General features: G+C 64.2%; 13 protein-coding genes. 8 read left to right on the plus strand and 5 right to left on the minus strand.

What is annotated here, in order from left to right; all coding sequences use genetic code 11:
* Positions 1-52: 52 nt before the first annotated feature.
* Entirely contained in the window at positions 53-307 is a 255-nt protein-coding gene (locus FOY51_RS05595; RefSeq protein ID WP_149429203.1) for a mycoredoxin, read from the minus strand.
* A gap of 78 nt (positions 308-385) precedes the next feature.
* On the opposite strand from FOY51_RS05595, the gene FOY51_RS05600 reads away from it, so the two are divergent.
* From FOY51_RS05600 to FOY51_RS05620, 5 genes are all read left to right on the plus strand, one after another.
* A complete protein-coding gene (locus tag FOY51_RS05600) occupies positions 386-808 on the plus strand; it encodes an SRPBCC family protein (protein ID WP_149429204.1) in 423 nt (140 codons plus the stop codon).
* Entirely contained in the window at positions 805-1221 is a 417-nt protein-coding gene (locus FOY51_RS05605) for an EVE domain-containing protein (protein ID WP_149429205.1), read from the plus strand. The genes FOY51_RS05600 and FOY51_RS05605 overlap by 4 nt, the downstream gene beginning before the upstream one ends.
* A gap of 1 nt (position 1222) precedes the next feature.
* A complete protein-coding gene (locus FOY51_RS05610; protein WP_214633062.1) occupies positions 1223-1678 on the plus strand; it encodes a MarR family winged helix-turn-helix transcriptional regulator in 456 nt (151 codons plus the stop codon).
* A gap of 33 nt (positions 1679-1711) precedes the next feature.
* On the plus strand, positions 1712-3847 hold the full coding sequence (locus tag FOY51_RS05615; protein WP_149429512.1) for an ATP-dependent DNA helicase UvrD2: 2136 nt from the start codon (positions 1712-1714) through the stop codon (positions 3845-3847).
* A 566-nt stretch (positions 3848-4413) separates the two neighbouring features.
* Positions 4414-4653, plus strand: coding sequence for a WhiB family transcriptional regulator (locus FOY51_RS05620; RefSeq protein ID WP_149429513.1), 240 nt, complete (start codon positions 4414-4416; stop codon positions 4651-4653).
* 54 nt (positions 4654-4707) lie between these two features.
* Here FOY51_RS05620 and FOY51_RS05625 read toward each other — a convergent pair whose 3' ends face one another.
* Both FOY51_RS05625 and FOY51_RS05630 read right to left on the minus strand, forming a co-directional pair.
* Positions 4708-6021, minus strand: coding sequence for an ABC1 kinase family protein (locus FOY51_RS05625; RefSeq protein ID WP_235916132.1), 1314 nt, complete (start codon positions 6019-6021; stop codon positions 4708-4710).
* A 32-nt stretch (positions 6022-6053) separates the two neighbouring features.
* Complete coding sequence (locus tag FOY51_RS05630) at positions 6054-6929, minus strand: hypothetical protein (protein WP_149429206.1); 876 nt, start codon at positions 6927-6929, stop codon at positions 6054-6056.
* Positions 6930-7077: 148 nt separating this feature from the next.
* Here FOY51_RS05630 and FOY51_RS05635 point away from each other — a divergent pair, with 148 nt between their 5' ends.
* Both FOY51_RS05635 and FOY51_RS05640 read left to right on the plus strand, forming a co-directional pair.
* Complete coding sequence (locus FOY51_RS05635) at positions 7078-7461, plus strand: hypothetical protein (protein ID WP_149429207.1); 384 nt, start codon at positions 7078-7080, stop codon at positions 7459-7461.
* Positions 7462-7638: 177 nt separating this feature from the next.
* Entirely contained in the window at positions 7639-8112 is a 474-nt protein-coding gene (locus FOY51_RS05640; protein WP_235916133.1) for a methyltransferase family protein, read from the plus strand.
* On the opposite strand, the gene FOY51_RS05645 is transcribed toward FOY51_RS05640, so the two are convergent.
* Positions 8109-9515 carry a zinc-dependent metalloprotease gene (locus FOY51_RS05645; RefSeq protein WP_149429209.1) on the minus strand — a complete coding sequence of 469 codons (1407 nt, stop codon included), beginning with the start codon at positions 9513-9515 and terminating at the stop codon, positions 8109-8111. The two genes, FOY51_RS05640 and FOY51_RS05645, sit on opposite strands and share 4 nt — an antisense overlap.
* Before the next feature lie 97 nt (positions 9516-9612).
* On the opposite strand from FOY51_RS05645, the gene FOY51_RS05650 reads away from it, so the two are divergent.
* Complete coding sequence (locus FOY51_RS05650; RefSeq protein WP_149429210.1) at positions 9613-10647, plus strand: YlbL family protein; 1035 nt, start codon at positions 9613-9615, stop codon at positions 10645-10647.
* Here FOY51_RS05650 and FOY51_RS05655 read toward each other — a convergent pair.
* On the minus strand, positions 10644-11252 hold the full coding sequence (locus tag FOY51_RS05655; RefSeq protein ID WP_149429211.1) for a PPA1309 family protein: 609 nt from the start codon (positions 11250-11252) through the stop codon (positions 10644-10646). The genes FOY51_RS05650 and FOY51_RS05655 overlap by 4 nt on opposite strands.
* Positions 11253-11257: the final 5 nt, after the last annotated feature.

An 11257-nucleotide genomic window follows, 5' to 3' on the forward strand; every position in this document is an offset into this window, starting at 1 on the left:
ACAGGGGGTGTGAAGCGGACGAAGGGTCTGCGAGGTGCCGCGAACCCGTGGGTTAAACGCCTGCGAGAGCCTTCTTCACCTCGGCCAGCGATGGGTTGGTGGCGGTACTGCCGTTCGGGAACTTGAGGGTCGGAACCACGTGGTTGCCGCCGTTGACGCTGCCGACGAATTCGGCCGCTGCCGGATCTTGTTCGATGTCTACCTCGACGTAGCTGATCCCGGCTTCTTTCAGCTGGGTCTTCAACCGGCGGCAGTAGCCGCACCAGGTGGTCGAGTACATGGTCAAGGCGTTATCGGTAGCAGTCACGAGCGGTACAACACCGCGTGCGCAACTCCTGTTCCCGGGACGCTTGACGAGAGAATACTAAGCGCGCATACTAAATTTATGACCTTGATAGGAACAGCACAGGCAACGTCCACTGCGGCACCCGCCGCCTTCTTCGATCGTTGGGCCGACATGTCGACGTGGCCCGAATGGAACACCGATACCGAATGGGTTCGCCTCGACGGCCCGTTCCAGCAGGGAGCAACCGGAAAACTCAAGCCGAAAGGCGGTCCGGCCGTGCGGTTTGTGGTCGAGCGGTTGGTGCCCGAACGCGAATTCGTCGACGTATCGTCGCTGATCGGCGCGAAACTCACCTTCAGTCATCACGTGACCCAGCCGAGCTCGGACCAGACCGCGATCGATGTCGAGGTCACCATCACCGGTCCGCTGCGGTGGGCGTGGACCAAGGTGATGGGCGCCGACCTCGCAAAATCCGTTCAACCCGACCTCGACGCGTTGGTCGTTGCAGCGGAGCGGGCATGACTGCCTACTGGCTCAACGTGGTTTCTCGCGAACACGTCCACCGCGGAGCCTCGCTCGGGATCACCCAGGCAAACCATGGAAAACGCTCCGCAGTCACCCGGATGGGGCCGGGCGACGGGCTTGTCTACTACTCGCCGCGCGAGGGAATCCGGTCCGGCGCGCCGGTCAAAGCGTTCACGGCGATCGGGACCATCGACGACGCCGAGCCGTGGCAGGCCGACGAAGGAGACTTTCAACCGTGGCGGCGTTCGGTGTCATATCGGGCCGATGTCGTGGAAGTGCCGATCGACGATCTGCGCGACGAGTTGGACCTGACGAGCAAGCCGAACTGGGGAATCGTCCTGCGGCGCGGGTTGATCGAATTGAGTGCGCACGACTTCGAGATCATCTCGAAAGCGATGAAGGGTGGCTAGGGTGCCCCAAGGTCTGCAGACCGAGTTCTCCGGTCCCGACGTCAGCCCCGGCATGCTGCTGTGGCAGGTGACGAACAAATGGCAGGCGGCACAGCGGGCCGCTCTCGCGCCGGTCGGCCTCACCCACGTGCAATTCGTCCTGCTGGCGGCGTTGACCTGGCAGTCCGGCAAGGGTGCAGTGATCACACAGCGCGAACTCGCCGACCACGCGGCAACGGATCCGATGATGACGTCGCAGGTCTTGCGGACCCTGCAGGAAAAGAAGTTGGTGGAGCGGGCCGCACATCCCACCGACGGTCGAGCCAAAGCGATCCGGCCGACCGAGGCGGGCGCCGCGTTGGCGAACAAGGCGAACGCAATCGTCGAGGAGTGCGACCGTTCCTTCTTCGGCACACTGGGCGACGACGTATCGGTGCTGGTCACTTCGCTGCGCACCCTGCGAGACGGCGCCCGCTAGAACCGACCTACGCGAGTGTCGGACGGCGCTGACATGATGGACGCCATGCCATCGGACGGGTCGGACACCGGATCGGCCACCGGTCTCGATCCCGAGCAGACCGCGGCGGTCCTCGCGCCACGCGGACCCGTATGCGTTCTCGCCGGCGCGGGCACCGGCAAGACGCGCACCATCACCCATCGCATCGCGCACCTCATCACCACCGGTCACGTCTCGGCCGGGCAGGTGCTCGCGGTGACCTTCACGGCGCGAGCAGCGGGAGAGATGCGCGGCAGGCTCCGAGCGTTGGGCGTCGGGGGAGCGGCAAACCAGGTGCAGGCGCGCACGTTCCACGCGGCAGCCCTGCGTCAGCTGCGTTACTTCTGGCCGCAGGTGGTCGGCGATGTCGGCTGGCAGCTGCTGGATCGCAAGTTTGCGATCGTCGGCCAATCCGCAAGCCGCGTAGGGCTTTCCACAGCAACGGACAGCATTCGCGACCTCGCGAGCGAAATCGAGTGGGCCAAGGCGTCGTTGATCGCGCCCGAGGACTACCCGAATGCGGTGCAGCGCCTGCGCCGTGAGACGCCGGTCGACGCGGCCAAGGTTGCGGCGGTCTACGCCGGATACGAGTCGATCAAGGTCGGCGGTGACACCATGCTGCTCGACTTCGACGACCTGCTGTTGCACACGGCAGGCGCTCTCGAAGCGAATCAAGCTGTCGCGGAAGAGTTTCGCGATCGCTACCGCTCATTCGTGGTCGACGAATACCAGGACGTCACGCCACTGCAGCAACGGGTACTCGACGCGTGGCTGGGCGAGCGGGACGACCTCACGGTGGTCGGCGATGCCAACCAGACCATCTACTCGTTCACCGGTGCCACACCGAAATACCTACTCGACTTCTCACGTCGATTCCCCGACGCCACCGTCGTACGGCTGGAACGCGACTATCGCTCGACGCCGGAAGTGGTGTCGCTGGCGAATCGGGTGATCGGCGCGGCCCGCGGTCGAATCGCGGGAACACGCCTGCAATTGATCGGTCAGCGGCCACCCGGTGTGGAGCCGACATTCGTCGAATACGACGACGAGCCTGCCGAGGCCGCCGGTGTCGCGCGCACGATCAAGCGGCTGATCGGCAAGGGTGTGCCGCCGTCGGAGATCGCAGTGCTCTACCGCATCAACGCGCAATCCGAGGTGCACGAGCAGGCGTTGACGCAACTCGACATTCCGTATCAGGTGCGCGGCGGCGAAGGGTTCTTCACAAGGCAGGAAGTTCGGCAGTCGGTGCAGGCGCTACGCCAGGCGGCTGGCCGCGACGATCTTCCGGAGAACGTGATCGGCGCCGATCTGGTGTCCCTGGTCAAGGCGGTGCTCGCACCGCTCGGTCTCACGGCAGCCGAGCCGTCCGGCACGCAGGCGCGGGAGCGGTGGTCGTCGCTGGTCGCTCTGGTCTCGCTCACCGAGGAGCTGATCGAACACGACGACGCGTTGGACCTCGATGGACTGCTGCGGGAGCTGACCGCTCGCGCCGAGGCCAGGCACCCACCCGTCGTGCAGGGCGTCACCCTCACGTCGCTGCACGCGGCGAAGGGCCTCGAATGGGACGCCGTGTTCCTGGTGGGACTGTGCGACGGAACACTTCCCATCGCGCACGTGCTCGGCGACGGCGGTGCGGGGACAGACGAAGCCGCCGTCGAGGAAGAGCGCAGGCTGCTCTATGTCGGTGTCACCCGTGCGCGCGAGCATCTGGAGTTGTCGTGGGCGCAGGCTCGCAACGAGGGCGGCCGCAAATCACGTCGTCGTAGCCGGTTCCTGATCGGGATGATTCCCGACGATTCACCTGCGTCGCGAATTGCTGCGCCCGCGCCGCAGAAGAAGCGGCCACGGTGCCGCGTGTGCGGAAAACCGCTGATCGGGACCACCGCCACCATGCTGGGCCGCTGCGACGTGTGCCCGTCGAACGTGGACATCGAACTGCTGGATGCCCTGAAGTCCTGGCGCCTCGACAAGTCCCGCGAACTGAACGTGCCTGCGTTCGTGGTGTTCAGCGACAACACGCTCACCGCGATCGCGGAACAGCATCCGCAGGACGACCGCGCGTTGGTCGCAATACCGGGAATCGGCGCCAAGAAGTTGGAACGGTTCGGCGCAGATGTGATCGATGTCGTCAAAACCGCAGGTCAAAAATAGGTTGTCGATCTTGGATCGGTTGCCTACTGTATTGAGTACGCACTGGGGAAGCCTATGTTCGTATGTCATATTGGAAACGACTCGGAAGGGAGGTAGCGAGAAAATGAAGATCGACAAGATTGGAAACATTGCCATGAGCGCTAAAACCGCAATGACGCCTGTTTCGCTCGCCTCCCAATGGACTGCTGGCTCTGTATCCGCAGCACTCCTCGCACCCGGGATGGATTGGCGACCGGCAGCAGGAAACGAGAACGTCCTGCACGCGTTCCGCGTACGCAATGCATCCAGCGCATCCGTGATCGGGAGCAACCTCCGAAGACGCCTTCGGTAACAGCTCCAGACTTCTTGGCCACGGATCGCAATCGCGAACCGTGGCCATTTTTTTGGAACAGATCAGCTCCAAGACTCCGGCACCGGTTCGCAGAAGAAATCCAACGCACGATCAAGAACCGTCGCACGAGAGCAAGGAGAACGACGTGTCTACCGCGACTATCCGGACGACATGCCTAGCCCAGGTCGAAAGCCGCACCGCCACAAGCGGATTCGAGGCAGCACCTGTGGGGACGATGTCCGCGGTGCGCGAACTGCCGTGCAGGGTGGACGATCCCGATCTGTGGTTCGCCGAAAACCCCACTCAACTGGAGCAGGCCAAAACGCTCTGCGCCAGCTGCCCGATCCGTAAGCGGTGCCTATCGGCAGCGCTCGATCGCGCGGAGCCGTGGGGTGTGTGGGGCGGCGAGATCTTCGAACAAGGCATCGTCATAGCCCGCAAGCGCCCGCGTGGCCGGCCCCGCAAGATTGCATAGCCGTCCATGACCCGAAATGGGCGCGTTCCCCGGCCGATACGGCCGGGGAACGCGTCAGTCCTCGTCGAAGCCGGGTAGCGACTCCGACAGGATCCGCATGTAGGGCGCTTCGGCGTCGAGCTGCGCACAGATTCCCACCGAGCCCAGCAGCACTCGGAAGATCATCAGGTACTCGGGAGGCAGGTTCAGTGCACGGGCAGTGCGGAACTGGGCACTGTTGAAATCTGCGGCCGAACCGACCGCGCGCTGCATCCACGTACGGGTGAAGTGGAACGAATCGGTCTTGATGGGATCGGTGAACGGCCGTAGATAATCGTCGATCTCGTCGTGGGTGACCGTCTTGCCCGGCAGCACGAAGTTGTTGTCGCGCAGCAGCTGTGTGAGTTCTTCGTAGCGCTCGTCCTTGGACAGCCGAACCATCCTGCCCAGCACGGTCGGCAGCCCATCGGGCATCGGTGCGCAGGCGCCGAAATCGATCACGCCGAGCCTGCCGTCGTCGAGCAGCATGAAGTTGCCGGGGTGCGGGTCGCAGTGCAACAGACCGACTCGACTGGGTGCCGAGAAATGAAACTGTGCGAGCAAAGCGCCGGCCGAATTACGCTCCTCGACGGTGCCGCTGCTGATGATGGCGGACAGCGGTCGCGCCGTCATCCATTCGCTGACAACCACTTTCGGCGAGCTCGCGACCATTCTCGGAATGACGAACTGCGGGTCGCCGTCGTATTCCTTCGCGAACCGACGCTGATTGTCGGCTTCGATCCGATAGTCGAGTTCTTCTTCGGTTCGCTCGGTCAGCTCCGCGAGGACCGGCTTGATGTCAGTGCCGGGCATCGCGGCCGCGAACATGTTCGCGAAGCGGGACAGCGTCTTCAGATCCGCGCGTAGCGCTTCGTCGGCACCCGGATATTGGACCTTCACCGCCACGTCGCGGCCGTCCGACCAGACCGCACGGTGCACCTGGCCGATGCTTGCCGACGCCGTCGGAGTGTCGTCGAAGGAGGCGAAACGGTCACGCCACTGGGTGCCCAACTGCTGATCGAGTACGCGGTGCACGGCTTTCGCCGGAAGTGGGGGCGCTTGGGCCTGCAGCTTGGTCAGCGCCTCGCGGTAGGGCTCCGCGTATTCGTCGGGGATCGCGGCTTCCATCACGCTGAGCGCCTGGCCCAGCTTCATCGCGCCTCCCTTGAGCTCACCGAGCACGCTGAAGAGCTGCTCGGCGGCGCGATGCTGAAGTTGTGCGTCGATTTCGGCGCGATCCCCGCCTGCGAGTCGCTTGCCGAAGCCGACCGCCGCCCTTCCTGCCATTCCGAGCGGAATGCTTGCGAGCTTTGCGGTTCGGGTCGATCCTCGACGGGGAATGTCTGGCACATGCCCATCATGTACGACGATGATGTGTGCGGCTAGCTGCCGACCGTTTGCCAGCAGTCGCACAGTGGATGCCGCGACCACATTCGTGTGCTCATCCGATGTGTCTCGAGGTCCAGCTCGAGCGTGGCGTCGAGACTTGCCGGAGCTCGTCGCGGCGGCCCGGAAAGCACGATGTCGAGCTGTCCGAGCGCCACGGCTGTGGTAGCCATCACCGCTGCAGGCGTTGCTCGACCGACCCTGCCGAGCATCTGGGCGGCCATGTGCGGCCATTCGTCGTCGTAGTCGCAACGGGTCAGGTCGGCGCAGCGGAGGCAGCTGGTGTGGCCCGGAACCACCATCGGCCCGACGATGCCCTTGCCGTCGCGGATTCGAACTTGAAGATGCGGAATGCGCGCCGCAACCAAGTCGGTCACCAGTCGGGGATCGGCGACCATGTCGTCGGCGAGGACGACGAAATCGACGCGCCACTTGCTGATGTCGAGTTCGATGCCGATAGATCCGGAGCGGGAGATACGTAGCCCGCTTCGACCGAGGCCGACGGCAATCGCGTCCGACAGCGGCCCGCGGCCGTGGATCCGAACCGATCGTGAAGTGGTCTCCGGCGTGGGATCGATCGAGGTCAACAGTCCTGCGTCGCTCAGTTCGGCCAACATCGCCGACATGTCCGCGGGTGTGACGCCGTACTCGCACGCTCGCCAGACCACCTGCGGCCGTGAGTGTTTGCCATCCAGCATGCGAAGTACTGCGACAACCGTGTCTGCCGCGACGCCCTCCGGTGGCGTCAGCAACAGGGCGGATTCGGGATCCCAGCCGAGCTGAACTGAGCCGTTGCGGCGAACCAGCACAGTGACATTCGGATCGAGTTCCAGGCCGGGTTGTCGTCGAAGGCTCGGCGTCGTTGACGTCATGGATGGAGTATGCGGTGCAAGTCGAGCGGTGCCCCTCGAAAAGTGCCGACTTATCCACAGGTCACAGAGTTATCCCCAGGCATTTGGCAGCCAATTCGGGTACTGCACTACTCAGTACGAATGTGGTGTCCGGGATCAGGCTGAGTACATGATCGCCTCCAGAACAATCCGCAATGCTGCTGCAGTGGTGTTGATCGCCGCCGCGTCCGCCGTCGCCGCTCCGGCAGTTGCCAACGCGTGGTGGCTGATTCCCTCGCCCTCGTTGTTCTGCGCGACGGGCTATGTGGACCTTTTCGCCGGAAACGTCATCATCGTCGATCCGACGGTGACGGCCGCGACTCCAAGCAACGTGAACTTTGCTTGGGTCGCCGAAAACGGGAGCGTCGGCCGGAGCGTGATGGTCCCGACGGCTGGCGAGTTGGTTGCCACGCCCGCCCCGCCTGAGTTGGGCCGGCGAGGGATTCTCAACGGTTGGTACACCACTGGTGCCGGCACCTGCGCTTTTGCGACTGTGATACTTCCGTTGCCGTAGTCGACCCGCGCTGACCCTCGTACTGTTGCAAGGTCTTTTGCCGGGGAGGGAGCACAACTGAGTAGCGGTCCGCTGTTTGCTGAAAATCCGTTTGCCGGGACAGCGATTGCGATCGCATTCTTGGCTTTCGTGGTTTCGGAATATCGAATCGGTCGTAACCGCCCGTCGCATGGGGCGGTGGATCGGGACAACGGTAGTGGCCTTGCCGTCGGAGCAGGGTTGGTGCTGGCATATGTGGGCGGTGCGGTGCTGAGTGTGGTCGTAACCAGCACCGTGATCCGAACCGCCGCTCCGGGCGTGTTCATCTTCGGCATCGTCATTGCCGCCGTCGGCCAAGGATTGCGGTTGCGCTCGGTTCGCGAACTCGGACAGTCTTTTACGTTCAAAGTTCATACAGCGACAGATCAGCGTGTGGTGTCGAGTGGGCCGTATCGCCTGATCAGGCATCCGTCCTACACCGGCGCACTTGTCTGTGCGTTCGGTTTTTCGATCGCTTACACGAATTGGCTTGCGCCCCTGATGGTCGCATTCTTGGCGCTTGGATACTGCGTTCGAATTCCCGCAGAAGAACGGGCGATGGCAGCTGGTCTAGGGCAGCCATACCTCGACTACATGCGGCGAACCAAGAGACTCGTTCCCTTCGTCTTCTAGCTCTGCTCGCCCGGCTTCTCGTCTTTACCGCCGGCCTCGCGCTCCGCTTTTTCACGCCGCTCGGTCTCTTCCAGCTGTGCGATCGGATCGTCGAAAGCTGTTGTGCCGCCGCCGACTATGCGATCGATGAAGCCTGCCGGATTGTCGAGATCCGACGAGTCGGGAAGTAGGTCGGGGTGAGCCCAGACGCCGTCACGATCGTCGATGCTTGCGTCGTCGGTGAGCCTGCGCCAGAGCGTTGCAGCTTCCCGCAGTTTGCGCGGTCGCAGCTCCAGACCCATCAGGGTCGCGAACGTCTGCTCGGCCGGTCCACCGGTCGCGCGACGACGGTTCAGGGTCTCGCTGAGCGCCGCGACACCCGGCAGGCGTTCGCCCAGCGCGTCGGCAACCACGGTCTGTACCCAGCCCTCGATCAGCGCGAGCAGTGTCTCGAGCCGTTCGAGCGACTGCTTCTGTTCCGGTGTGGTCTGCGGCTCGAAAGCGCCCTGCTGCAGGATTTCCTCGATCTTCGACGGATCGGTGAGGGCGGAGGGGTCGATACCCTGCGCGGCTTCTTCGATCGCCGAGAAGTCCATCTTGATGCCGCGGGCGTAGTCCTCGACATTGCCGAGGACGCGCTGCCGCAGCCACGGAACATGCTGGTAGAGGCGCTGATGGGCGGCTTCACGGGCCGCGAGAAACACCATGATCTCTTGCTCGGGCTGCTCGAGCCCCTCGCTGAACTTCGCGATGGCTTCCGGCAGCAGAGCCGCGGTTCCGGTCGGGCCGAGCGGGAGACCGATGTCGGTGGAGGTCAGCACCTCTTTGGCCAGCTGGCCGAGCGCCTGGCCGAGCTGCGACCCGAAAGCCAGGCCACCCATCTGCCCGAGCATGCCCAGCATCGGGCCCGCCATCTCCTGCGCCTCCGGCGGCAGGCTCTGACTCCACATGCCGGAGATCTGCTGCGCGACCGGATCGCAGAGCCTGCGCCACGTGTCGATGGTGTTCTCGAGCCAGTCGTTCGGCGTCCACCCGACGGTCTTCGACGCGCCCGCCGGCAACGTCGTCGCAGCGTCGAGCCACATTTCGGCGAGGTGCGACGCGTCGGTCACGGCGCTGCTGGTGCTCGCGGAGATGGGGGAGAAGTTGCCCAGCTGCTGGCGGGCGAGCTGCTTGGCGACGTCGTAGTTCACCGGCCCTGCCGATGCGCCACCTGCCGGTACCGTGCCCATGCCGCTGAGCATCTGCCCGAACTGCGTCAGCATCTGGCCGAGCGCGGCTGGATCGAACCCCTCCATGTTGAAGCCGAACGGCATGGCGGGGTCGGGTCCGCCGGACCCGGACGGGCCCGAGCCGGAATCGCGATTCTTGTCGCGGTCCGGATCGTTGTCGGAGTTCGAGAATCCGAAGGGCGTTTCACTCATTCCTCAACGGTACAAGGCGGACCATCCCGACGAGCCGATCCTGTTGACGCTGAGGGCGAACAGTGAGTGTCGGCACACGCTCATTACCCTGGGCCAGATGAATCGACGGATCCTCACATTGCTTGCCGCCTTGCTGCCGGTGATCGTTCTCGGTGTGGTCGGCACGATGGTAACGGTTCCGTTCGTGGCGCTGGGCCCAGGTCCCACCTTCAACACGCTCGGTGAGGTCGACGGCAAGCAGGTGGTCGACATCATCGGAACACCCGTCGATCCCACGTCAGGCAATCTGAACATGACCACGGTGTCGGTGCGCGACCAGCTCAACATCTTCGAGGCCTTCGGTTACTGGGCCAGCGGCCGGCAGGGCCTTGTTCCACGTGCCGAGGTGTATCCGCCGGAGAAGTCGAAAGAAGAGATCGACAAGTCCAACAAGGCCGACTTCCAGGATTCCGAAGACAAAGCCGAGGCCGCTGCTTTGGCGCAACTGAAGATGAACTTCCCGACGGGCCTGCAGGTGGGCGACGTCAGCACCGACGGTCCGGCCAAGGACGCGTTGAAGAAGAACGATCAGCTGGTCAGCATCAACGACACGCCGGTCCAGACCGTGCGCAACGTCCAGGACGCTGTTGCCGCGGTGAAGCCCGATACCGATGTGACTATCAAATTCCGCCGCGAAGGCAAGGACGATTCGGCCGTGGTCAAACTCGGCGCCCGCCCCGACGACAAGACGAAGGGCTACCTCGGCGTCACCCCTGTCGAGAAGCCGCTGGTGCCGTTCGACGTCGACTTCAACCTCGCCGACATCGGCGGCCCGTCGGCCGGACTGATGTTCAGCCTCGCCGTCGTCGACAAGCTGAGCCCCGGCGAACTGAGCGGCGGCAAGTTCATCGCGGGCACCGGGACGATCGAAAACGACGGCGAGGTCGGCCCCATCGGCGGCATTCCGTTCAAGATGATCGCGGCTCGGGAGGCGGGTGCGAGCACGTTCCTCGTCCCGGCGAAGAACTGCGACGAAGCCCGCCAGCGCACCCCCGACGGTCTGCAACTGATCAAGGTGGACAAGCTGGCCGACGCCGTCACGTCGTTGGAGAAGCTGCGCTCCGGGTCGACGGACCTGCCTAGCTGTGGTTAGTCGTCGTCCGGTTCGGCGTCGAACGTCGAGATGAGCGCATCCACGACGTTCGGCGCCAGATCCGGATAGGTCAGCAGCTCGAGGTCCGCGAACGGATCGTCGTTGTCTTCGAGCGGCCGCAGCTGCAGCAACGCCAACGACTCGCCCGTGCGCAGCACGCCGACGAAAAGCCTGCCGTCGCGCCGACCCGGATGCGCCTGCGCTGCAGCACGCGCAGCCATGTCGGCCGCGTCGCGATCGCTGAGGAGCGGGGCGAGGGCGTCGTCGAGGTCGGACTCGGCGTCCGGCGGTAACACCACGATCTCTTGCACCAGAATGCAACCCGAGACGCTTTCCGGCCAGCTGGTGGTAGCGAGGAATTCGTCGAGGGCAGAAGAACCACCGTCGACGTCGGCGGGGAGGCGTTCCTGCTCGATGGGCGTGAAGTCGTTGCCGTCGAGTTGATCGATCAGCCCAGGCTCCGCCGCGGCCAACACCGCAGTGGGCACCAATGCGTACATGTGCGGCGGCTGATCCCACCCGCGGGCGTCGACGAACTCGGCGACTTCCTGGACGCAACGGGCCAGGGATTGTTGGTGCGCTCCGTCTTCGGTCACGTTGGCCATCCTTG

Origin of the sequence: Antrihabitans cavernicola, from assembly GCF_008297975.1 — a bacterium.
GTDB classification, from domain to species: domain Bacteria; phylum Actinomycetota; class Actinomycetes; order Mycobacteriales; family Mycobacteriaceae; genus Antrihabitans; species Antrihabitans cavernicola.

What these genes read in the sequence shown, in the direction of transcription:
- FOY51_RS05620 (WP_149429513.1), top strand. Translation starts at nt 4,414, where the DNA reads ATGTCCGCGGTGCGCGAACTGCCGTGCAGGGTGGACGATCCCGATCTG.
- FOY51_RS05650 (WP_149429210.1), top strand. Translation starts at nt 9,613, where the DNA reads ATGAATCGACGGATCCTCACATTGCTTGCCGCCTTGCTGCCGGTGATC.
- FOY51_RS05635 (WP_149429207.1), top strand. Translation starts at nt 7,078, where the DNA reads ATGATCGCCTCCAGAACAATCCGCAATGCTGCTGCAGTGGTGTTGATC.
- FOY51_RS05605 (WP_149429205.1), top strand. Translation starts at nt 805, where the DNA reads ATGACTGCCTACTGGCTCAACGTGGTTTCTCGCGAACACGTCCACCGC.
- FOY51_RS05630 (WP_149429206.1), bottom strand. Translation starts at nt 6,929, where the DNA reads ATGACGTCAACGACGCCGAGCCTTCGACGACAACCCGGCCTGGAACTC.
- FOY51_RS05645 (WP_149429209.1), bottom strand. Translation starts at nt 9,515, where the DNA reads ATGAGTGAAACGCCCTTCGGATTCTCGAACTCCGACAACGATCCGGAC.
- FOY51_RS05655 (WP_149429211.1), bottom strand. Translation starts at nt 11,252, where the DNA reads ATGGCCAACGTGACCGAAGACGGAGCGCACCAACAATCCCTGGCCCGT.
- FOY51_RS05615 (WP_149429512.1), top strand. Translation starts at nt 1,712, where the DNA reads ATGATGGACGCCATGCCATCGGACGGGTCGGACACCGGATCGGCCACC.
- FOY51_RS05600 (WP_149429204.1), top strand. Translation starts at nt 386, where the DNA reads ATGACCTTGATAGGAACAGCACAGGCAACGTCCACTGCGGCACCCGCC.